Below are 22259 nucleotides of genomic sequence, written 5' to 3'. Positions count from 1 at the left end.
TAGGCGTCGTTCTTACCGGTTTCCTTGTTGAGGACCGGGGTGATGTCGTTGATGCTGTTGGTGCCGGCCTCGGTGGTGCCCATCTCCTTGGCCATGGCGTCCACGCTGATGTTCTTGCCCTGCACACTCAGGGCGTTGCGGGCGGCGGCGGGGCCGCAGTAGTAGAAGTTGGGCTGGGCTTCGTAGCGCACACCCAGCTGACGCTCACCCGAGGGCTTGCGGTCGGCCTGGGTCTGCGACGCGGGCTTGGCCTGCGACGCGGCGTAGGCGGTGGTGACGGGGCCGGCGATGGCGCCGCCGGTGAAGGCGAGGCCAGCAGCGGTCAGAGCGGTCTTACGAATCAGATCGGTACGCATGATGGCGTGCTCCTCTGCATCGGGGGAAAACGCAACGACACACAAAAACCGGGGGGATGTGTGCCGAGCGGGAAAGTTCACGGCGGGACCTGGCCCGGCGACCCGGGGGCCTGCACGGGGGTTGTCCCGGAGGGTGGTGCAACGGTCCGGGGCAGCGAGTCATTCCGCATTCCGGACCACGCCGGCCAGTGGTGCTCGGCCGTGCGGGGATGTAACCACGGCGACCGCACGGGTGTTCCCGACGGGCCGCCACACAGGCCGGCCAATCGTGCTGCTCGGCTGTGCGGGGGTGTAACCGTGGCGGCCGGGCGGGTGTTCCCGGCGGCTGCCGCGCCACCGAAGCCGAGGCTCGCGGCGGCATGCCAGGTATAACGACCCCGCCGGGTCCCCGATTCCGCCACCAGGGTGGCACCGACCACGGGACGCCACCGCCCGGACCGGACAAACCACCCACCGGAAACGGACATCCGCACCACCCGGTGGTGATCAACTCGACTTCGGCGAAGTCGGGGTATCCGGGCGCGCGGGACACCCCGACATCACCGAACCCGAGTGGATCACCTCCAGGCGGCCCCACCGCCACCGGATGATCGTGCTCGATCCTGGAAACAGGGCCCTCACCACGCGGGCGAGACCACTACATCCGGGATCGAGCACGATCATGCGTGCACGGTGTCCGTCGGTGGGCGGCACGCCGCTGACGGCGACCTCGCGGTGTGCCGCGCCTTCAGGGGGTTGTCGGGTCGTTCTGGGGTGCGCGGTGTTGCCGGGGGACCGTGGGGGTCGCCGGCCAGGGGATCTCGGGGGCGCGGTGGAAGGTGATCCCGGCGGTGGACCAGCGTGGCCCGTGCCCGGCCAGGCGCTCGCGGAATCCGGCCCAGTCGTGCGCGGCCCGGGGTGACCAGCCGAGCTCGGCGATGGCGGGCAACCGGGGAAACAGCATGAACTCGATGTCGGCGAGCGAGGTGACCGACTCGGTCCACAGCGGGGCCTCCACGCCCAGGACGGCCGCGGTGGGCACGCCGGCGACGTGCGTGCCCGGATCCCAGTCGTACGAGCGCCGTACGTCGATGAGGCCGGCCCAGTCGTGCCCGATCGGGGTGTCCGCGGCGTACTTCATGTCCAGGTAGGCGTGGTTGCCGGGGGAGAGGATCAGCCGAGCGCCCCGCCGGACCGCGTCGGCCGTGGTGGGATCGTCGGCGTCGGTGCCCCACCACTGCAGGACCCGCCCGTCGAGGTGTGCGGCCGGGGCGAGCTGGTGCCAGCCCACCACGGTTTTGCCGGTGTCGGCGACGATCCGCTGCGCCCTCTCCACGAAATCGGTGTAGACCGCACCCTTGACCTTGAACGCCTCGTCGCCGCCGATGTGCAGCCACGGCCCGGGGGTGAGGGCGGCCACCTCGCCGAGCACGTCGGCGATGAAGTCGTACGTCTGCTCGTCGGCCGGGTCGACGTAGCTGAAGCCGACCTCGGTGCCGGTGTACGGCGGCGGCGCGACCTTGTCCGGTGCGAGCTGGGGGTAGGCGACGAGCGCCGCGTTGGTGTGGCCGGGCAGGTCGATCTCCGGGACCAGCGTGACGTGCCGGGCGGCCGCGTGGGAGACGATCCGCCGGTAGTCCGCCCTGGTGTAGTGGCCGCCGGGGCCGCCGCCGACCTCGCTCGCCCCGCCGACGGTGGCGAGCTTCGGCCAGGAGTCGACGGCGATGCGCCACCCCTGGTCGTCGGTGAGGTGCAGGTGCAGGTGGTTGAGCTTGTAGCGGGCGAGGTGGTCGATCACCCGTAGGACGTCCTCGACGGCGAAGAAGTGTCGCGCCACGTCGAGCATCGCGCCCCGGTAGGGGAAGCGGGGGCGGTCCAGGATCGTGCCGCCGGGCAGCGACCAGCGCGTGGTCACCGGCGTCGGGTTCTCCACGGCGGCGGGGAGCAGCTGCCGGAGCGTCTGTACGCCGTAGAAGAGACCGGTTGGGGTGTCGGCGACGAGGCGTACCTCGGTGGTGGTCACGTCGAGCCGGTAGCCCTCCGCCCCGAGGTCGGTGGTCGGGCGCTCGACGGCGGGGGCCGGGCTGGCGGGCGTGGCGGCCAGGGTGAGCGTCAGCGGGCCGGTCGGCCCGACCGCACGGGTGTCGGCGACCGGCAGGAGGAACCCGGTTGCCGGTCGGAGCAGCTCGGCGAGGTGGTCCGCCACCGCGCGGGCGCCCGGGTGGGCGCTGACCCGGATGGCCGTGTCCCCGGTGAGCACGAAGGACGCGGTGGGATCCGGTTCGACCCGTTCCGGTGCCGGTACGACGCTGTCGAGGCGTACCGCAGGGGCGAGCAGGTCGTCGCCGGCCGCCCGCGCGGCGAGCACAGCCAGGTCGCCGGCCTCCGGCTGGTGCGCGGGCACTGCGGCCGAGTCGGCGACGGTGGCCGTCGGGGTCGGCTCGGGGGCGGGGGAGGAGAGCGGAAGGGATGACACGACGACGGCTCCGGAGGGGTTATTCGCGTCGGATATGGCAAAAGCGAGTTTCGACAGAACCAGTGCCGTCAAGAATACGAGGACCGGCGGAGATGCGTGATCGTGCGCGTGGAAGCGTTCCCAAAAACCGGTACGAACGCGGATAGTCGTGATGGCTGTGCCTATTGTCACCGAACGGTCCCAGGCCACCCGATCTTCGCTTAACCTTCGCCCTGAACCTTCGTTAAGTGTCAATCCGGCGCGCGTGGGAGGCTCTGGTGGCAGCGCAAGAGACCGACGAACACAAGTACGTCTACGACTTCTCCGAGGGCAACAAGGATCTCAAGGACCTGCTCGGCGGCAAGGGGGCCAACCTCGCCGAGATGACCAACCTCGGTCTGCCCGTCCCGCCCGGCTTCACCATCACGACCGAGGCCTGCCAGGCGTACCTCGCGACCGGGCGGGAGCCGGACGGCCTCGCCGGTCAGATCGAGGCGCACCTGGAGGCGCTGGAACGGGCGATGGGCAAGCGCCTCGGCGACCCGGGGGACCCGCTGCTGGTGTCCGTCCGCTCCGGGGCCAAGTTCTCCATGCCCGGCATGATGGAGACCGTCCTCAACGTCGGCCTCAACGACCAGAGCGTGGTCGGGCTCTCCGCGCAGGCGGGGGGCAACGACAGGTTCGCCTGGGACTCCTACCGCCGGCTGATCCAGATGTTCGGCAAGACCGTCTGCGAGGTGCCGGGCGAGGAGTTCGAGCACGCCCTCGACGAGGCCAAGAGCGCCAAGGGTACGCACAACGACCTGGACCTGGACGCGGACGACCTGCGCGGGCTGGTCGACGCGTACAAGAAGATCTTCGCCAAGCACACCGGCCGGGAGTTCCCGCAGCAGCCGCGGGAACAGCTCGACCTGGCCATCCGGGCGGTCTTCGAGTCGTGGAACGCCGAGCGCGCGGTGCTCTACCGCCGCCAGGAGCGCATCCCGGCCGATCTCGGCACCGCGGTCAACGTGGTGACCATGGTCTTCGGCAACCTCGGCCCCGACTCGGGCACCGGTGTCGCCTTCACCCGCGACCCGGGCAGCGGCGCGCAGGGCATCTACGGCGACTACCTGGCCAACGCGCAGGGCGAGGATGTGGTCGCCGGCATCCGCAACACCGTGCCGTTGCAGGAGCTGGAGCAGCTCGACAAGAAGTCCTACGACGAGTTGCTCTCGTTCATGGCCCGGCTGGAGGAGCACTACCGGGATCTGTGCGACATCGAGTTCACCATCGAGCGCGGCAAGCTGTGGATGTTGCAGACCCGGGTCGGCAAGCGCACCGCCGCCGCCGCGTTCGTCATCGCCGGGCAGCTCATCGACGAGGGCCTGATCGACCTGGACGAGGCGCTGCACCGGGTCAACGGCGCACAGCTCGCCCAGCTGATGTTCCCCCGCTTCCAGCTCGACCACGAGTTCGAGGCGGTCGCCACGGGCATCGGCGCCTCACCGGGCGCGGCGTCCGGCACGGTGGTCTTCACCTCCGCGCGGGCCGTCGAGCTGGCCGCCGAGGGCAAGTCGGTGATCCTGGTCCGCCGGGAGACCAACCCGGACGACCTGAACGGCATGATCGCCGCCAAGGGCATTCTCACCTCGCGCGGCGGCAAGACCAGCCACGCCGCCGTGGTAGCCCGGGGAATGGGCAAGACCTGCGTCTCCGGCGCCGACGCGATCGACGTGAACGTGCCGGCGAAGCGCTTCACCGTGGCCGGGCGGACCGTCAGCGAGGGCGACGTCGTCTCCATCGACGGCACCACCGGCAAGGTGTACCTCGGTGAGGTGCCGGTCATGCCGTCGGAGGTCGTGCAGTACTTCGAGGGCAGCCTCGACCCCGAGCACATCGACAACGCGCTCGTCCGGGCCGTACACCGGATCATGACGCACGCCGACGGCAGGCGGCGGCTGGCGGTCCGCACGAACGCCGACACCGGCGCGGACGCCGCCCGTGCCCGGCGCTTCGGCGCCGAGGGCATCGGGCTGTGCCGCACCGAGCACATGTTCCTCGGCGACCGGCGGGAGCTGGTCGAGCGGCTGATCCTGGCGCGCGCCGCGGACGAGCGGGAGGCCGCGCTGGAGGCGCTTCTGCCGTTGCAGCGGGCCGACTTCGTGCAGATCTTCCACGAGATGGACGGGCTGCCGGTCACCGTCCGGCTGATCGACCCGCCGCTGCACGAGTTCCTGCCGCCGTTGGAGCAGCTCGCCGTCAACGTCGCGGTCGCGCAGGAACGCGGCGAGGACGTGGCCAAGGAGGAGGCGTTGCTCGCCGCCGTCCGGCGGATGCACGAGGAGAACCCAATGCTCGGGCTGCGGGGCGTCCGCCTCGGCCTGGTCATCCCCGGCCTGTTCGCGATGCAGGTCCGGGCCATCGCGGAGGCGGCGGTGACCTGCGCCCGGGAGGGCCGGGTGGCCAAGCCGGAGATCATGGTGCCGCTCGTCGGAGCCGTGCAGGAGCTGGAGACGGTACGCGCCGAGGCCGAGAAGATCATCGCCGAGGTGGTCGGTGACAGCGGGGTCGAGGTGCTGATCGGCACCATGATCGAGGTGCCCCGGGCGGCGCTGACCGCAGGGCAGATCGCCGAGGCGGCCGAATTCTTCTCCTTCGGCACCAACGACCTCACCCAGATGGCCTGGGGCTTCTCCCGGGACGACGTCGAGGGCGCGTTCTTCTGGCGCTACCTGGAACTGGGCATCTTCGGCATCTCGCCGTTCGAGTCGATCGACCGGGACGGGGTCGGCCGACTGATCCGGATCGCCGCCGAGGAGGGCCGGGCCGCCCGGCCCGGGCTGAAGCTCGGCATCTGCGGCGAGCACGGCGGCGACCCGGACTCGGTGCACTTCTTCCACGAGGTCGGTCTCGACTACGTGTCCTGCTCGCCGTTCCGGGTGCCGGTGGCCCGCCTGGAGGCCGGCCGGGCAGCCGTGGAGACCGACGGGTCGGACAGCCGCTGACGCGGACGCCGGCGGCGGCCCGGACGACCGGGCCGCCGCCAGCGCGCCCAGATCTGCGGCGGACCGGGCCGTCGCTGGCGCGCCCAGATCTGCGGCGGGCCGGGCCGTCGTCGGCGCTCAGATCGGCGGGCGACGCCAGGTGGGTCGGGCCGAGCGGCGCAGCTGCGTCGGCAGGGTCGCCATCGGGGTACGCACGGCCAGCGGCGCGTGCGCGTCGGGTACCGCCGTGGCGCCGATCCCGCCGCCCCGGGTGTCCAGCACACGGCCGGCCCGGTGCGCCACCACCCGGGCCTCCTCGTGCAGCCCCTCCAGATCCTTCGCCGCCGACCCGGTGACCAGTGTCAGCAGGGCGCTGCGCCCGGCCGGGTAGGTGACCACGCAGCCGTCGGTGGTGCACACCACCGACTCGCGGAACTCGCCCCGCCGGACCGTGTCGGCGACCCGGTGACCGAGCCCGTAGCTGGCCGCGGCGAGCGCGGCGAGGTGGGTGGCGTCGGTGCTCGGCAGGTCGCTGGAGATGAGCAGCCCGTCGGTGCCGGCCAGCACGGCACCGGCGACCTCGGGCCGGCGTCGACGCAGCCCGAGCAGTTCCGTTCCCACCACCGTGTCTGCATCCACGAGCGTCTCCCTAGCGGTCGGCTCCGCGTCTCGGTCGGTTGGTCACTTTCCGCGCTGGGAACGCTACCGGTGGCCACTTCCGCCCGCGAGCCCGTAACCCAGGGCGATCGGTCCACAACTGGGGACCGATCGGCGGTTGCGCGCGCGCCGGTGCTGCGTCGCGGGCAGGCCGAGCGGCATCGGCGGGCGTAACCTTGGCTCGCTCACACGGCCGACTGTGTCCGCCGTCGACGGGAAAGGTGGTTGTATGACCAGCGTCTGGGAGAACCTGACCATCGATGCCCGCGATCCGGCCCGACTGGCCCGCTGGTGGGCCGAGGCGCTCGGATACCAGGTCGTCACCGAGAGACCGGACGAGGTGGAGATCCGCCAGTCCGCCGACCGCCTTCCCGGGCTGGTCTTCGTGCCGGTGACCGACGGCAAGGAGCGCAAGAACCGGTTGCATCTCGACCTCCGCCCGGCCGACCAGGAGGCCGAGGTCGAGCGTCTGGTCGACATGGGCGCCCGGCACGTCGACATCGGCCAGGGTGACGTCGACTGGACGGTCCTGTCCGACCCGGAGGGCAACGAGTTCTGCGTTCTGCGCCAAAAGTGAACCCCGCGGACGCCCGGCTGGTCCAGGAGCCGCCCAAGGACACCGGCCACCGCCGGTCGCCGTACGAGCGTGACCGGGCCCGGGTGCTGCACTCCGCGGCGTTTCGCCGGCTGGCCACCAAGACCCAGGTGCACACCGCCGGCACCGACGACTTCCTGCGGACCCGGCTGACCCACTCGCTGGAGGTGGCCCAGATCGCCCGGGAGATGGGCGCCCGGCTGGGGTGCGACCCGGACGTGGTGGACGTCGCCGGGCTCGCCCACGACCTCGGGCACCCGCCGTTCGGGCACAACGGCGAGGCGGCGCTGGACCTGCTCGCCGCGCCCTGCGGCGGCTTCGAGGGCAACGCGCAGACGCTGCGGGTGCTGACCCGGCTGGAGGCGAAGGTGCTCGCCCCGGACGGTTCGTCGGCCGGGCTGAACCTCACCCGGGCGTCGCTCGACGCGATCGGCAAGTACCCCTGGCCGCGCCGCGACGGGCAGCGCAAGTTCGGGGTGTACGCCGACGACGCGGCGGTCTTCGGCTGGATCCGGGCCGGTGCGCCCGGCGACCGGCGCTGCCTGGAGGCGCAGGTGATGGACTGGGCCGACGATGTCGCGTACTCGGTGCACGACGTGGAGGACGGCATCCACGGCGGGTACGTCGCGCTGCGCCCGCTGCTCGCGGACGCCGACGAGCGGGCCGCGCTCTGCGCCGACGTGGCCGCCGCCTACTCCGGGGAGTCTCCGGCCGACCTGGCCGAGGTGCTGGTCGAGCTGCTGGCTGACCCGCTGCTCGCCCCCCTCGTCGGCTACGACGGCAGCCACCGCGCCCAGGTCGCGCTGAAGGCCACCACGAGCGGCCTGACCGGTCGGTTCGTGTCGGCGGCGGTGGCGGCCACCGAGGAGCGGTACGGCCCCGGGCCGCACCGCCGCTACGCCGCCGATCTGGTGGTGCCGAGACGGGTCCGGGCCCAGTGCGCGCTGCTCAAGGGCATCGCCCTGCGCTACGTGATGCGGCGCACCGGCTTCCGGGGTCGCTACGAGCGGCAGCGGACGATGCTGGCCGAGTTGGCGGCGGCGCTGGTCGGACGGGCCCCGGACGGGCTCGACCCGGTGTTCGCCCCGCTGTGGCGGGCCGCGCCGGACGACGCGGCCCGGCTGCGCGTGGTGATCGACCAGATCGCCTCGCTCACCGACCCGGCGGCGATGAGCTGGCACACCCGTCTGGTCGGCGGCGGCGCACCGCCGGAGGCGACCACAGCAACTTAGGCTAACCTAAGTGCATGACGGAACGCCCAAGGAACGTCACCTCGGTCCAGGTGCTGCGCACCGAGCGACCCACCCCGCACCTGATCCGGCTCGTCCTCGGTGGGGACGAGCTGACCGGCCTGCCGGTGGGCGAGTTCACCGACCACTACATCAAGCTGGTCTTTCCGGCGCCCGGCGTCGCGTACCCGCAGCCGCTGGACCTCGCCGCGATCCGCCGGGACCTGCCCCGGGAGCAGTGGCCCCGGCTGCGCGCGTACACCGTGCGGCGGTGGGACCCGCTGGCCGGGGAGCTGACCGTGGACGTGGTGCACCACGGCGACGAGGGGCTGGCCGGCCCGTGGGCCGCGGCGCTGCGCCCGGGTGACCCGGTGCACTTCGTCGGCCCCGGCGGGGCGTACGCGCCGGACCCGGACGCGGACTGGCACCTCCTGGTCGGCGACGAGAGCGCCCTGCCGGCGATCGCCGCCGCCCTGGAACGGCTGCCGTTGGGCGCTCCGGCCCGGGTCCTCGTCGAGATCGCCGACCCGGCGGAGGAGCAGCAGTTGCTCAGCCCCGGTGCCGTGGAGCTGACCTGGCTGCACCGGGGTGACCGCCCGGTGGGCGACGCCCTGGTGGCGGCGGTGCGGGAGCTGGAGTTCCCGCCCGGTTCCGTGCACGCCTTCGTGCACGGCGAGGCGACGTTCGTCCGGGAGCTGCGCCGGCTGCTGCGCGGCGAGCGGGGCGTGCCCGCCGACCGTCTCTCCATCTCCGGCTACTGGCGGCGCGGCATGGACGACGAGGGCTGGCGCTCCACCAAGGCGGACTGGAACCGGCAGGTCGCCGCGGAGGAGCCGGCCGCTGCCTGAGCGTCAGGCGCCGACTGCCGGGTCCTCGTCGAGCTTGCCGAGGGCCCGGCTGAGCAGCACGGCGTACCCGACGATCGCCACCGCGAGCAGCAGCAGCATCAGCTTCGGTTCGTGCACCCAGGTGGTGACCACGCCGACCGAGACGATCCCGTAGCCGGTGATCGCCAGCCGGCCCGCGCTCGGCCGGCACCACAACCAGGACAGGGCCAGCCCACACAACGTCCAGGCGATCACGGAGGCGGCCAGCACCAGTCGCAGTTCGAGCGGCAGGTGGCGCACGTTGTCGTCGACGAGTCGGACCACCTGGCCGAGGGCCCAGCCCAGCAGCAACAACGCACCGCCGAGCGGAAAGTGCAGGTAGCCGTACGCCTGCCCGCCGCGTAATCGGCTCTGCAGCACCCGGGTGGTGACGAAGGCGGTGTACGCCCACCAGACGGCCGCCGGTATGAGGAAGGCCAGCCCGGCCGTCAGGATCATGTGCGGTGGGGGGTGATCCGGCACCGCGAAGAGCAGGTTGGCCATCGCGCTGCCCAACACGATGATCGTGAACTGGCCGATGCGTTCCGGCAGGTGCCGGTTGTCCACCGGCCAGTCGTTCAGCCAGCGTCGGCCGACCCAGGGGGTGGCCAGCTCGATGACCATCGCGATGATCCACAGCGTCGGGCGCGACCCGGTGGGGGCGACCAGCGAGGCCAGCCAGATGAGCCAGCCCGTCCCGAAGCCGAGCAGGTAGATCGTGGTCACCGTCCGGGCCATCGGGCTGGTCGGCCGGGCCCGCAGATACAGCAGGAGCAGCACACCCCGCACGACCAGGTATCCCACCGGAAGCAGCACGCTCTCCGGCACCTCGTCGACGCCGAGCGTCATCGCGCCGGCGCCGACCAGGGCGACCAGCACCAGCAGCCGGTGCGGCGCGTCGTCCGGGTCGAACCGGTTGTCGTAGAAGACCTGCCCCAGCCAGCACCACTGGACCACCAGAAACAGCCCGATCACGGCCAGCACGGCCGTCGGCGCCGGGGTCGGGTCGTCGCCGAGCCGACGTACGACGGCCGCCAGCGCGTACACGAAGATGAGGTCGAGGAAGAGTTCGAGCCAGGTGGCGTGCCGGTGGCCGGCCTCGTCCTGGGCGGGCGCCACGCCACGCAGCCCCAGCCGCCCGAGGATCCGGCTCCGCCGGCGAGCGCCGTCACCGCGTACCCTGCGCATCTGGTCATGGTCCCCGCGCGGTCCCGGCGGCCGGGCCGGAACGGGTGAGCCCGACGGCGGCCCCCGCCACACCGGTGTCCCCCGGCCGGCGTGTCGTCGGCCCGGCAGGGCAGGATGTACGCCGAGGGGGTGGCGCATGGCTGGGCGGATCCGGGACGAGGACATCGCACTGGTCCGGGAACGCACCTCGATCGGGGATGTGATCTCCGAGACGGTCACCCTGAAGTCCGCTGGCGGCGGCAACCTCAAGGGCCTGTGCCCGTTCCACGACGAGAAGAGCCCGTCGTTCAACGTCTCGCCGGCCCGCAACGTCTGGTACTGCTTCGGCTGCGGGGCCGGCGGCGACGCGATCAAGTTCCTGATGGACGCGGAGCACCTCAGCTTCGTCGAGTCGGTGGAGCGGCTGGCCGGGCGTGCCGGCATCCAGCTGCGCTACGTCGAGGACGACCGGAGCACCCCGCGTCCCCGCCCGCAGCAGGGCCAACGGCAGCGCCTGGTGGCCGCGCACGCCGCCGCTGTCGATTTCTACCGGGCGCAACTCAGCACCGCCGGGGCGCGGCTGGCCCGGGAGTTCCTGGCCAGACGGGGCTTCGACCGGGCCGCCGCCGAGCGCTACGGGTGCGGGTTCGCGCCGGATGGCTGGGACCTGCTCACCAAGCACCTGCGCCAGCAGGGCTTCACCCATCAGGAGTTGGTCACCGCCGGGCTCTCCCGGGAGTCCCGCTCGGGCACGCTCATCGACCGCTTCCGACGCCGGCTGCTGTGGCCGATCCGGGACCTCGCCGGCGACGTGATCGGCTTCGGCGCGCGCAAGCTCTTCGACGACGACGACGGCCCGAAGTACCTGAACACCCCCGAGACGCCGATCTACAAGAAGTCGCACGTGCTCTACGGCATCGACCAGGCCAAGCGGGAGATCGCCAAGCAGGGCCGGGCGGTGATCGTCGAGGGTTACACCGACGTGATGGCCTGCCACCTGGCCGGGGTGACGACGGCGGTGGCGACCTGCGGCACGGCCTTCGCCGCGGACCACATCTCGGTTCTGCGCCGCCTCCTGTTCGACAGCGACGAGGTGGCCGGCGAGATCATCTTCACCTTCGACGGCGACGCCGCCGGCCAGAAGGCCGCGCTGCGCGCCTTCGAAGACGACCAGCGCTTCGTCGGGCGCACGTTCATCGCGGTCAGCCCGGACAACATGGACCCGTGCGACCTGCGGTTGGCCAAGGGCGACCTGGCGGTCCGCGACCTGGTCGCCCGGCGCGAGCCCCTTGTCGACTTCGCGCTGCGACACGTGATCAGCCGCTTCGACCTGGACACCGTCGACGGCCGGGTCGAGGCCATGCGCCACGCCGCGCCGCTGGTCGCGCGACTCAAGGACCGGGAGAAGCGTCCGGAGTACGTCCGCAAGCTCGCCATGGACCTCGGGATGGAGATCGAGCCGGTGCAGCGGGCGGTGCTCGCCGCCGCCAACACCCCGCCGCCCGGCACCCGGGATGCCGCACCCGCCGCCCGGCCCGAGTCGGCTCGCCCCGAACCGGCACTGGACAGCCCGCTGTCGATGGTCGAGCGCGAGGCGTTGAAGCTCGCCCTCCAACAGCCGGTGCTGGCCGGGCCCATGTTCGACGCCGTCGAGGCCACGGAATACCGGAACCCGGTCCACGCCGGGGTGCGTACAGCCATCGCGGCGGCCGGTGGGGCCGTGTCGGCGACCGGCGGCGCCGTCTGGATCGAGAAGGTCCGCGACGCCTGCGCCGACCTGGCCTCGGCGGCGCTGGTCGGCGAGCTGGCCGTGGAGCCGCTGCGGATCGACGGTGAACCGGACCCACGCTACGTGTCGATCACCATGGCTCGGGTGCAGTTCGGGTCGGTGACGGCCCGCATCCGCGACCTCAAGTCGCGGATCCAGCGGATCAACCCGGTCAACAACAAGGACGAGTACTTCGCCGCCTTCGGCGAACTGCTGTCGCTGGAGCAGCATGCCCGGGCGTTGCGCGAGCAGGCCGCGGGAGGGCTCTAGATGGGACTGTTCAGCCGCAAGCCGAAGCTGCCGCCGGCCGACCGGCCACCGTTGACCGCCGACGAGCGGGTGCTCGCCTGGTCGGCGGCGGGCAACGGCGAGGGCGACGGGGTCGTCGTGGCCAGCAACCTCGGGCTGTGGCTGCCCGGCCGGGGGCACCGCATCGGCTGGCACGACGTGCTCAAGGCGGTCTGGTCCGGTCGGGAGCTGACCGTCACGCCCGCCGAGACGGTCGTCGAGCGCGACGGCTACACCGTGGTCGCCGACGGGCCAGCCGAGACGTACCTGCTGCTCGACCCGGGTGAGCTGCCGCACCAGGTGCGGGCACGGGTGACGCGCTCCGTCGCGTACACCGAACACCAGCCGGTGCCCGGCGGCGCGGCCCGGGTCGCGGCCCGGCGGGTGGCCGGCGTGGACGGTCTGACCTGGACGGTCCGTCTCGATCCCGGCACACCGGCGGACGACGCGGCCCTGCTCGCCGAGACCGACCGGCTGGTCGCCGCGGCCCGCGCCGCCACCGCGCCGGCCGACGGCTGACCGGCCGTCACTTCGCGCCGAGGTCGTTCAGCGCCTTCTCGGCGCCGCGGTGCAGCGGCACCGGCAGGGTCCTGCGGGCCTTCTCCAGCGAGATCCCCTTGGCCGCCGGGTTGGCCTGGGCCAGGACGTCGCGCTTGTCGAACACCGTCCGGGTGATCGCGCAGGCGACGTTGGCGTCCAGATCCTCGCGGACCAGCAGCACGTTGGGTACGACGATGGTCGGGGTGTCGGTCGCCGTCCGGTACACGTCCCGACCGATCGTGCCGGCCTGGTAGCCGGGGCTCAGCGCGGTCAGCTTCGGCAGCAGGGCCGCGATGTCGACGAACCGCACGGTGTCGCCGGCGGTGGTGAACAGGTCGGTCAGGCCGCCGGTGGGCAGACCGCCGGACCAGAAGAAGCCGTCGATGCTGCCGTCCTTCATTCCCTCGACCGTCTTGGTCAGGTCGAGCCGCTGGGCCCGAACGTCCTTGGCCGGGTCGAGTCCGGCGGCCTCCAGCAGCCGGTTCGCCATCACCTCGGTGCCGGACTTCGGGGAGCCCGTGGAGATCCGCTTGCCGCGCATGCCGGCCACCGAGGTGATTCCCGAGTCCTTACGGACCACCACCTGGGTGTAGTTGTCGTAGAGGCGGGCCAACGCCTGCACCGGCTGCGGCGCGGAGAAGCTGCCCTTGCCCTCGACCGCGTTGACCGCCGTGTCGAACAGCGAGAACGCCACGTCGTACTGGCCGCCGACCAACTGCTCGACGTTCTGGACCGAGGCGCCGGTCTCGGCGGCGGTGCCGGTGAGCTTGCCGCCGGTCGACCCGGACAACTGCCCGGCCAGGGCGTTGCCGATCGGGTAGTAGACGCCTGTCGCGTTACCGGTGGCGATGCCGACCCGGGTCTCCCGGGCCACCTCGCAGGTGACCGCGCTGGACGTGTCGTCCTCGGCGGCGCCGCCCTGCTGGCCACCGCAGCCCGCGGTCGTGACGAGGGCGAGCACGCTCAGGCCCGCCGCGAGTCGTACGTCGATTCGTCGCACAGTTTCTCCTCTGTTGGTGTTCGCGGTCGGCCCGTGGATCCGCGTCGGACGAGCACTCCCGCTGCGGCGATGGCGGCCAGCGCCACGCCGACCGCGACCGGCACGGGTTCGAGCCAGAGCAGGGTGACGCCGGCGATGGCGCCGAGCACGCGTTCCGGGGCGCCGGCGGGACCCACGCCGGGCAGCCAGCCACCGGCGGCGACGGCCAGCACGGACACGCTGAGCGCCGTCACCACGGCGGCGAAGGCGATCCGCAGGACGCCGCCGATGCCCAGCAGACCGAGGCCGGCCGGCGTGATCACGAACGCGATCGGGATCAGGTAGGCCGGCAGGGCGTAGCGCAGGGTCTGCCACATGGTCGGCACCAACCGGCCGCCGGTGACGGCGGCGGCGGCCACTGCCGCGAGCGCGGTGGGCGGGGACACCTCGGACAGGACCGCGAAGTAGAAGACGAACATCGCCGCGGCGGGCGCTGTCACGCCCAGGTCGAGCAGGGCCGGGCCGACGATCACCCAACCGATCACGAACGAGGCGGTGACCGGCACGGCCAGGCCCAGCAGGCTCAGTGCGACGGCAGCGAGCAGCGCGGTGAGCGCCAGCACGACAGTCGGGTTGGAGGTGGCCGCCTTGGCCCCGCCGACCAGCAGCGCCGCCGCCTGCGGCCCGAGGCCGGTCTTGGTGGTGGTCGCCGTGATGATGCCGGCGGCGGCGCAGACGGCGGTCACCGCGAGCGCGCCGCGCACCCCGGTGACGAGCGCGGTCATCAGCCGGGGTGGCGTGAGCCGGTGCGCACGGTCCAGGAAGGAGAGCGCGGCGGCCAGGAGGGTGGCGAAGACGACCGCCCTCGTCGCGGACATGCCGACGGCGAGGAACACGACGATGGCGATCAGCGAGGCGAAGTGGTAGCCGAACCGGGCCAGCAGGCGCCACGGTGAGCCGACGTCGATCACCACCGGGCGTACGCCGGAGCGGCGGGCGTCGATCTCCACGGAGAGCAGGATGCCGAGGTAGTAGAGCACGGTCGGCACGGTTGCCCAGCTCAGCACCTGCAGGTACGAGACGCCCAGATACTCGGCGATGATGAACGCCGCCGCGCCCAGGGTGGGCGGGGAGAGAATCGCGCCCACACCGGCGGCGGCCAGCATTCCGCCCGCGCGCTCGGCCGGGTAGCCGGCACGGCGCAGCAGCGGCCAGGTGACCGCCCCGATGCTCACCGTCGTGGCGGCCCCGGACCCGGAGACAGTACCGAGCAGGAAGCCGGAGGCCACCGCCGTACGCCCGGCGGCGGTGCGCGAGCGGCGGAACGCCGCCGCCGACAGTTCGACGAAGAACCGCCCCGCCCCGGACAGTTCCAGAACCGCGCCGTAGATGGTGAACAGCACGATGTACGAGGCCGCCACGTCCAGCGGGGTGCCGTAGAAGCCGCTGTCGGAGTTGTAGAACGCGTCGACCAGTTGGCTGAAGTCGAGCCCGGCGTGGGCTACCGGCCAGGACTGCGGCAGCAACCCGCCGTAGTAGCCGTAGCCGAGGAACAGCAGGCAGACCGCGGGCAGGATCCACCCGGTGGTGCGCCGGCACGCTTCGAGCAGCAGGAGCAGCAGGATGGTGCCCAGCACCAGATCCGGGGGTGCCAGCAGACCCTGCCGGTCGAGGAAGGCGTTGTAACCGCCGCCACCCGTACCCAGGGGGATCGGTAGGACGGGGTAGAGGCAGGCGGCCACCGCCAGGACGGCCAGTGCCCAGTCCACGGCGGTGGGCCGCGCCAGAGCGCTGCTGTCGCTGTCGCTTCTGCGCCGCCGCCAGGCCGGCATTCGCAGGCCCGCCGGGTGGACCAGGAAGACCGGCGGCAGCATGCCCGCCAGGAAGATGATCAAATAGTATTTGCTGCCCTGCGCCAGAGGGCGGAAGACCTGCCACAGGGCGAGAAGGCCGACCGCCAGCGCCGCTGCGGTGAAGAGTAGGCCGGCCGGCCCGGACAGCACCCGGCCCGGCTTCTCGTCCTCGAACTGGGCGGCCAGCTCCCGGGTGGCGCGCTCGTCAACGGCCCGAGCATCATCGCCGAGCCGCTCGGCCGAATCGGTGCCTTCGGGCGTGCTGGTGTCGGCTGAGCTGGCGTGGGGCGCTCTGGGGCGAGGTGGCGACCCGTTCTCGGCCGGGCCGGGCTCCCTGACGGGAGAGTTGGCTGGTCGTGAGGGTGGCGACGAACCGTCGGGCGAACGGGCGGGCGACACAATCGGACGATACACGTCGATTGGCTGGCGGGTGGGGCAGCGAAGAGTGTTCGTGTCTCCTCGGGGTGTTCACGGCCCGTGCCGCGGCCTTTCGCATGCCGGATCTGCACGCTGGGCCCGAATTTCCGTGGAAAGCTGTCGGATCCGGCCGCTAGGGTCGGGCGGTGACTTCGGGGCGACCACTGATTCAGGCTCGTGGGCTGGTGAAGCGGTTCGGTGACTTCACCGCCGTCGACGGCATCGACGTCGAGGTGCGCTCGGGTGAGGCGTTCGGTTTCCTCGGGCCCAACGGCGCCGGCAAGTCCTCCACCATGCGAATGGTCGGCTGCATCTCCCCGCCGAGCGGCGGTGAGCTGCGCATCCTCGACCTGGATCCGGTCCGCGACGGGCCGGCGATCCGGGCCCGGCTCGGCGTGTGCCCGCAGATGGACAATCTCGACCCGGAGCTGAGCGTCCGGGAAAACCTCACGGTGTACGCCCGCTACTTCGGCATCTCGCGCCGGGTCGCCCGGGAAAGGGCCGCCGAGCTGCTCGACTTCGTCCAGCTCACCGAGCGGGCCGACAGCAAGGTCGAGCCGCTCTCCGGAGGGATGAAGCGCCGGTTGACCATCGCCCGCGCCCTGGTCAACGACCCGGAGATCGTGCTGCTCGACGAGCCGACCACCGGGCTCGACCCGCAGGCGCGGCACCTGGTGTGGGAGCGACTGTTCCGGCTCAAGCAGCAGGGCGTGACGCTGGTGCTCACCACGCACTACATGGATGAGGCCGAGCAGCTCTGCGACCGGCTGGTGGTGATGGACGGCGGGCGGATCGTCGCCGAGGGCTCACCCCGGGCGCTGATCGAGGAGCACTCCACCCGCGAGGTGGTCGAGCTGCGCTTCGCCGCCGAGTCGCAGGAGCCGTTCGCCGGCAAGCTCGACGGTGTGGGGGATCGGGTCGAGGTGCTGCCCGACCGCGTCCTGCTCTACGTGCCCGACGGCGACGCGGCGGTCGCCGAGGTCGGCGCGCTGGGGCTCAACCCGGCCAACGTCCTGGTGCGGCGCAGCGGCCTGGAGGACGTCTTCCTGCACCTGACCGGCCGCACCCTGGTCGACTGAGCCCGTGCCGCCGCTCGCTTCGCAGATCTTGGACAGTTTCCGTTAGCTGCTAACGGAAACTGTCCAAGATCTGCTCTAGGTGTCGTTCATCGGGCTCTTGCCCAGGTGAGGAAGCGGTCGCGTAGTTGGTCGGTGCCGGGGAGGTCTCCGGTCGCCTCGTCGAGCAGCGTCGCGAGGTAGATGAGCAGGCCGGTCCGGTTCTCGCGGTACTCGCCGAGCAGTGCCAGGCGAGCCGGGGAGCAGGGCCACGCGGCACCGCAGACCCGGCAGCGCCACGACGGTCGCGCCGCCACGTGCGAGCGGTAGCGGGGCATCGGAGCCTCCCTTTCTCGTGGACCGGCGTGCTCGATGGATGGGAGCGCCCCGGATCGGGGGTCACGGGGCGCCCCCGGCCTGGTTCCGCCCGCCGTCCGATCCCGTGAGCGGTCCCGCTGCGTGACAGTCTGCTGAGGACGCGAGTACCGTGGGGGGTTCCGCGCGCCGACGACCAGCGCGTACCGTGATCGGCCCGGCACGGTACGAGGATGTACGGAGGGTGTCCGTGGAGAGTTCGTCCATGCTGGAGCATTTCGCGGAGGAGCTACGGCTGGCCCGGGCTGCCAGTGGCATGTCCCAGGCGACGCTGGCGGAGGCGCTGAGCTACTCCGGGGCACTGGTCGCCAAGGTGGAGACCTCCGAGCGCCGGCCGAGTCTGGACTTCGCGCGCCGGTGCGACGCCGTGTTCACTGCCGACGGGCGCTTCGAGCGCATCCAGCGGCGGATCAGCCGCGAGGCCGTGGTGCCGTGGTTCCGTGACTGGGCGGGCATCGAGCAGGAGACCACCGCACTGCGCTCGTTCGAGCCGCTCTACCTGCCGGGCTTGTTGCAGACCGAGGGCTACGCCCGCGCCATCCTGGCCGGTGCCGGGCTCTTCGCGGCGGATGAGGTCGAGCAGCAGGTGACAGCCCGGCTCGACCGGCAGGCCGTGCTCACCCGGGACCGGCCACCGCTGCTGAGTGTGGTCGTCGACGAGTACGCGCTGCGCCGCAGCGTCGGCGAGCCGGAGGTGATGAGCGAGCAGTTGCGGCACCTGGCGAAGCTCGGCTCGGCCCTGCCCCGGGTCAGAATCCAAGTAGTGCCGCTGTCCGCCGGTGCTTACGCTGGGCTCGATGGCCCCTTCGTGATCGCCACCACCGCGACCGGTGAAGATGTGGTCTACCTGGACGGGCAGCGCCACGGGCAGGTCATCGACCGCGCCGAGTACGTGCGGCAGATGGTCGAGGTGTGGGAGTCGATCCGGGGTGAGGCACTATCGCAGCAGCAGTCCCTCGAACTGATCGTGGAAATGGCGGAGACATGGAGCTGACCGGCGCCCGGTGGCGCAAGAGCAGTCGCAGCAACGGCAGCGGCGGCAACTGTGTGGAGGTTGCGGAGAATCTGTCGGGGGTGGTGGCCGTTCGTGACTCGAAGGATCCGGCTGGCCCGGTGCTCGTCTTCGAGCCCGAGGCGTGGCGCGCGTTCGTCGGGCTCGGTGCCGGTGTCCGGTAGGTCCCCGGCCCGGTAAATCCCTCGGCGGTCGCGCGGTCCGACCGCCTGGGCCTGCCCAGTCCCAAGGTCAACTCGGCTTCCTGAAAACCGGGGTGTCCGCGGGACCGGGATACCCCGGTTTCCAGGAACCCGAGTTGATCTGCCATGAGGCACTACCGCAGCAGCAGTCATCCGACGGGAGCGCAGGAAGTGGCGGAGACATGGAGCTGACCGGCGCCCGGTGGCGCAAGAGCACCCGCAGCGGCCCGGATGGCGGTAACTGCGTGGAGGTGGCCGACAACCTTCCGGGGCTGGTGGCCGTTCGTGACTCGAAGGATCCGGCTGGCCCGGTGCTCGTCTTCACGCCCGACGCGTGGGGCACGTTCGTCGGGTCCGACGCTGTCCGGGCGATGTGATCGACTCCGGATCGGCGATACGGCGGTGTCCGGGCGACGGGATGGCGCCACATCGCCGATCTGTAGTGGATCATCGCGCCGGCAGGCCGTGGGCGTGGCGCGCGACCCGGCGGAAACCCGGGCGACACGTCGACGGGGTCGCCGTAGGGTGACCGGCGGCCTGTCGTACCCCGGGGGTAGGAAGGTCGGGGACGGGGGGTGGTCATGGTGAGTGTGGCGCAGCGGACGCGGTTGCCCTGGGTGCCGGCGTACGCGGTGTTCGAGCACTACCTGGTGAATCTTCGTCGCACCTGGCGGGCGGGGGTGTTCTCGTCGTTCCTGCTGCCGGTGCTGACCGTGCTCGGCTTCGGGCTGGGCGTCGGCGCGTACATCGACCAGGGCGTCGACGGGGTGCGCTACCTCGACTGGCTGGTCCCCGGGCTGATCGCCTCGACGGCGCTCCAGGTGACCGTGGGCGACTCGACGTGGCCGGTGTTCAGCAACTTCCAGTGGGTCAAGATCTACTTCGCGCAGACGGCGTCGCCGCTACGGGTGGGCGACATCCTGGCCGGGCACCTGGCCTTCGTGCTGTTCCGGGTGCTCACGACGATCGCGGCCTTCCTGCTGGTCACCGGGGTGTTCGGGGCGTTGCGGTCGCCGTGGGCGGTGGCCACCCTGCCGGTGGTGGCGCTGCTCGGGCTGGCCGGGGCCACGCCGACGTTCGCGTACGCCGCGGTGGTGTCCAGCGACAGTTGGCTGGCGATGCTGTTCCGGTTCGCGGTCATCCCGATGACGCTGTTCGCCGGCGTGTTCTTCCCGGTCGAGTCGTTGCCGGAGGCGCTTCGCTGGCTGGCGTACGCGACTCCGCTGTGGCACGCCGTCGACCTCTGTCGTGCGGCGACGCTCGGTGTCGCCCCGCAGTGGTCGATCGGCGGGCACCTGCTCTACCTGGCTGCGTGGGCGGCCGTCGGTTGGCTGCTGGCGCTGCGCGCCTTCCGCCGCAAGCTCGTCGTCTAGGGAGATCTCGTGGTCACGCTGGTCCTGCCCCGGCTGGTCGACGTCTCCGCCGCGTCCCGGCGGTCGGGGTCGGTCATCGAGCGCAATCTCGCCGCGCTGAAGTCGGTCTACTGGCTGCTGCTGCTCTCCGGCTTCGTGGAGCCGCTGCTCTACCTGCTCTCCATCGGCGTGGGCGTCGGGTCGCTGGTCGGTGACCTGCCGCTGCCCGACGGGCGGCTGGTGTCGTACGCCGCGTTCGTGGCGCCGGCGATGCTGGCCGCCTCCGCGATGACCGGGGCGCTTGCCGAGACCACATTCAACTTCTTCGGCAAGATGAAGTACATGAAGCTGTACGACGGGATGATCGCCACCCCCGTACGGCCGTTCGAGATCGCCCTCGGTGAGCTGAGTTGGGCGATGTTGCGGGGCAGCGCCTACTCGGCCGCATTCCTCGGGGTGATGGTCGCGTTGGATCTGACCAGCGTCGTCCACGCGCTCACCGCGCTGCCCGCCGCGGTGCTGGTCGGGTTCGCGTTCGGGGCGCTCGGCATGGCGATCTCCACCTTCATGCGCAGCTGGCAGGATTTCGACCTGGTGGCGTCCGCGCAGTTCACCCTGTTCCTCTTCTCCGGCACCTTCGTGCCGGCGCAGGCGTACCCGACCCTGCTGCACTGGCTGGTCGAGGTCACCCCGCTGTACCGGGCCGTGCACCTGATCCGTGGCGTCGCGCTGGGCACCGGGGGTTGGCTCTGGCTGCTCGACGTGCTCTACCTGCTGGCGATGCTGGCGGTCGGCCTGCTGGTGGCGTCGCGCCGGATGGGCAGGTTGCTCTACCCGTAGGGGTTATCAGCCGCTGTTCGCGGGGCATGTCCTGGGGGCGACACCGCCGACGAAGAGGAGGGGCGATGGCCTCCGACGAGACGTCCGCCCACCGTGAGCGCAGCGGGCCGGTCGGGCCCGACGCTGGGCCGGACAGCCCCACCGATCTGCCCGGCAGCGGCTGGAAGGCTGCGCTGCGCCGCACGGTCACCGAGTTCCAGGACGACAGCCTGACCGACTGGGCGGCGGCGCTGACCTACTACGGGGTGCTGTCCATCTTCCCGGGCGTGCTGGTGCTGATCTCCATCCTCGGCCTGCTGGGCACCAGCGCCACCGAGGGCGTCAAGGAAACGGTCAACCAGGCGGTGCCCAACGAGAGCATCCAGAAGATCATCGAGGATGCGATCAACCAGGCGCGGGACAGCGGAGGCCTGGCCAGCGTCGCGGCGATCATCGGTCTGCTGGCGGCGTTCTGGTCCGCGTCGGGCTACGTCGCCGCGTTCATGCGCGCCTCGAACACGATCTACGACGTGCCGGAGGGCCGGCCGATCTGGAAGACGCTGCCGATCCGGGTCGGCGTGACGGCGGTGATCGGCGTGCTCCTGCTGGCCTGCGCGGTGATCGTGGTCTTCACCGGCCGGCTCGCCGAGGTGGTCGGGGACGTGGTCGGCCTCGGCTCGACGGCCGTCACGGTCTGGGACGTCGCCAAGTGGCCGGTGCTGCTGCTCCTGGTCAGCCTGATGTTCGCGATCCTCTACTGGGCCTCGCCGAACGCCCGGCACGGCGGGTTCCGCTGGGTCAGCCCGGGTGGGGTGCTCGCCGTGGTGATCTGGCTGGTGATCTCCGGTCTCTTCGCCTTCTACGTGAGCAACTTCGGCTCGTACAACAAGACGTACGGTGCGCTGGCCGGCGTGATCATCTTTTTGGTCTGGCTCTGGCTGAGCAACATCGCGATCCTGTTGGGCGCCGAGTTCGACGCGGAGTTGGAGCGCGGCCGGGCCATCTCGGCCGGCCACGCCGTCGACGACGAGCCGTACCTCGAACTGCGCGACGACCGCAAGCTCAGGAAGAAGCGGAATTCGGCTGCCAAGCGCTGACCTGATCGCACAGCGGCCGCTCCCGCAGCCGCAGCGCCCCGACCTGGTTCTGCACCTGCTTGCGGGCGGCCCACGGCCCGGCATCGTCCCAGCACGCCTCGACCAGATGTGTGACGTCCATCACCGCCCGGGGGGGGGGGGGGGGGCGCGGCCCCCCCCCCCCCCCCGGGGACCGCCCCCCCCGGGGTTGTAGAAAAATATAAATTTTTTGTTTTTATACAAAAAGATTAAACGCAACGGCGCCGCGCGTGG

General features: G+C 71.6%; 19 protein-coding genes and 1 pseudogene. 13 read left to right on the top strand and 7 right to left on the bottom strand.

Annotated features, from left to right (window positions below):
• Together ACFYPH_RS09515 and ACFYPH_RS09510 are read right to left on the bottom strand one after the other, a co-directional pair.
• Positions 1 to 356 (bottom strand): C39 family peptidase (locus tag ACFYPH_RS09515; protein ID WP_387180506.1); only part of this gene is annotated, 356 nt, incomplete at its 3' end.
• Positions 357 to 1083: 727 nt separating this feature from the next.
• Positions 1084 to 2811 (bottom strand): beta-N-acetylhexosaminidase, encoded by a 1728-nt coding sequence (locus tag ACFYPH_RS09510; protein WP_387180504.1) that lies wholly within the window; start codon positions 2809 to 2811, stop codon positions 1084 to 1086.
• Between the two features lie 257 nt (positions 2812 to 3068).
• On the opposite strand from ACFYPH_RS09510, the gene ppdK reads away from it, so the two are divergent.
• Positions 3069 to 5777 (top strand): pyruvate, phosphate dikinase, encoded by a 2709-nt coding sequence (ppdK, locus tag ACFYPH_RS09505; protein ID WP_355135292.1) that lies wholly within the window; start codon positions 3069 to 3071, stop codon positions 5775 to 5777.
• A 117-nt stretch (positions 5778 to 5894) separates the two neighbouring features.
• Here the strand turns inward: ppdK and ACFYPH_RS09500 are convergent, their stop codons facing one another.
• Complete coding sequence (locus ACFYPH_RS09500; RefSeq protein ID WP_355135290.1) at positions 5895 to 6395, bottom strand: roadblock/LC7 domain-containing protein; 501 nt, start codon at positions 6393 to 6395, stop codon at positions 5895 to 5897.
• 247 nt (positions 6396 to 6642) lie between these two features.
• On the opposite strand from ACFYPH_RS09500, the gene ACFYPH_RS09495 reads away from it, so the two are divergent.
• From ACFYPH_RS09495 to ACFYPH_RS09485, 3 genes are read left to right on the top strand one after another with little or no spacing between them, the layout of a single operon-like run.
• On the top strand, positions 6643 to 6990 hold the full coding sequence (locus ACFYPH_RS09495; protein WP_354854637.1) for a VOC family protein: 348 nt from the start codon (positions 6643 to 6645) through the stop codon (positions 6988 to 6990).
• Positions 6987 to 8240 carry a deoxyguanosinetriphosphate triphosphohydrolase gene (locus ACFYPH_RS09490; protein ID WP_354854635.1) on the top strand — a complete coding sequence of 418 codons (1254 nt, stop codon included), beginning with the start codon at positions 6987 to 6989 and terminating at the stop codon, positions 8238 to 8240. Before ACFYPH_RS09495 ends, ACFYPH_RS09490 begins: the two co-directional genes overlap by 4 nt.
• A gap of 14 nt (positions 8241 to 8254) precedes the next feature.
• A complete protein-coding gene (locus ACFYPH_RS09485; RefSeq protein ID WP_355064066.1) occupies positions 8255 to 9085 on the top strand; it encodes a siderophore-interacting protein in 831 nt (276 codons plus the stop codon).
• A 3-nt stretch (positions 9086 to 9088) separates the two neighbouring features.
• Here the strand turns inward: ACFYPH_RS09485 and ACFYPH_RS09480 are convergent, their stop codons facing one another.
• Positions 9089 to 10291 carry a low temperature requirement protein A gene (locus ACFYPH_RS09480; RefSeq protein ID WP_387180498.1) on the bottom strand — a complete coding sequence of 401 codons (1203 nt, stop codon included), beginning with the start codon at positions 10289 to 10291 and terminating at the stop codon, positions 9089 to 9091.
• 114 nt (positions 10292 to 10405) lie between these two features.
• Here ACFYPH_RS09480 and dnaG point away from each other — a divergent pair.
• Together dnaG and ACFYPH_RS09470 are read left to right on the top strand one after the other, a co-directional pair.
• Positions 10406 to 12308, top strand: a pseudogene (dnaG, locus tag ACFYPH_RS09475) (DNA primase).
• Positions 12309 to 12845, top strand: a complete 537-nt coding sequence (locus ACFYPH_RS09470) for a hypothetical protein (protein ID WP_387180495.1) — start codon at positions 12309 to 12311, stop codon at positions 12843 to 12845.
• 7 nt (positions 12846 to 12852) lie between these two features.
• On the opposite strand, the gene ACFYPH_RS09465 is transcribed toward ACFYPH_RS09470, so the two are convergent.
• The gene (locus tag ACFYPH_RS09465) at positions 12853 to 13866 is read right to left on the bottom strand and encodes a TAXI family TRAP transporter solute-binding subunit (RefSeq protein WP_355064069.1); all 1014 of its coding nucleotides are present in this window, start codon (positions 13864 to 13866) and stop codon (positions 12853 to 12855) included.
• A complete protein-coding gene (locus ACFYPH_RS09460; protein ID WP_387180493.1) occupies positions 13830 to 16097 on the bottom strand; it encodes a TRAP transporter permease in 2268 nt (755 codons plus the stop codon). Before ACFYPH_RS09460 ends, ACFYPH_RS09465 begins: the two co-directional genes overlap by 37 nt.
• 164 nt (positions 16098 to 16261) lie before the next feature.
• On the opposite strand from ACFYPH_RS09460, the gene ACFYPH_RS09455 reads away from it, so the two are divergent.
• On the top strand, positions 16262 to 17194 hold the full coding sequence (locus ACFYPH_RS09455) for an ABC transporter ATP-binding protein (protein ID WP_387180492.1): 933 nt from the start codon (positions 16262 to 16264) through the stop codon (positions 17192 to 17194).
• 86 nt (positions 17195 to 17280) lie between these two features.
• On the opposite strand, the gene ACFYPH_RS09450 is transcribed toward ACFYPH_RS09455, so the two are convergent.
• Entirely contained in the window at positions 17281 to 17508 is a 228-nt protein-coding gene (locus tag ACFYPH_RS09450) for a flavin reductase (RefSeq protein ID WP_354854621.1), read from the bottom strand.
• Positions 17509 to 17735: 227 nt separating this feature from the next.
• Between ACFYPH_RS09450 and ACFYPH_RS09445 the strand changes: the two genes are divergently transcribed.
• From ACFYPH_RS09445 to ACFYPH_RS09420, 6 genes are all read left to right on the top strand, one after another.
• Complete coding sequence (locus ACFYPH_RS09445) at positions 17736 to 18539, top strand: helix-turn-helix transcriptional regulator (RefSeq protein WP_354854620.1); 804 nt, start codon at positions 17736 to 17738, stop codon at positions 18537 to 18539.
• Complete coding sequence (locus ACFYPH_RS09440) at positions 18530 to 18721, top strand: DUF397 domain-containing protein (RefSeq protein ID WP_354854618.1); 192 nt, start codon at positions 18530 to 18532, stop codon at positions 18719 to 18721. The genes ACFYPH_RS09445 and ACFYPH_RS09440 overlap by 10 nt, the downstream gene beginning before the upstream one ends.
• A 200-nt stretch (positions 18722 to 18921) precedes the next feature.
• Positions 18922 to 19116 (top strand): DUF397 domain-containing protein, encoded by a 195-nt coding sequence (locus ACFYPH_RS09435; RefSeq protein ID WP_354854616.1) that lies wholly within the window; start codon positions 18922 to 18924, stop codon positions 19114 to 19116.
• 204 nt (positions 19117 to 19320) lie between these two features.
• Entirely contained in the window at positions 19321 to 20112 is a 792-nt protein-coding gene (locus tag ACFYPH_RS09430; protein WP_355135406.1) for an ABC transporter permease, read from the top strand.
• Positions 20113 to 20121: 9 nt separating this feature from the next.
• Positions 20122 to 20931, top strand: coding sequence for an ABC transporter permease (locus ACFYPH_RS09425; RefSeq protein WP_354854614.1), 810 nt, complete (start codon positions 20122 to 20124; stop codon positions 20929 to 20931).
• Between the two features lie 65 nt (positions 20932 to 20996).
• Entirely contained in the window at positions 20997 to 22007 is a 1011-nt protein-coding gene (locus ACFYPH_RS09420) for a YihY/virulence factor BrkB family protein (protein WP_354854612.1), read from the top strand.
• The last annotated feature ends 252 nt before the right edge of the window (positions 22008 to 22259 follow it).

It is taken from the genome of Micromonospora sp. NPDC005252 (genome assembly GCF_042872475.1).
In the GTDB taxonomy this organism is placed as follows: domain Bacteria; phylum Actinomycetota; class Actinomycetes; order Mycobacteriales; family Micromonosporaceae; genus Micromonospora.
This window is presented reverse-complemented; position numbering and strand designations above follow the sequence as displayed.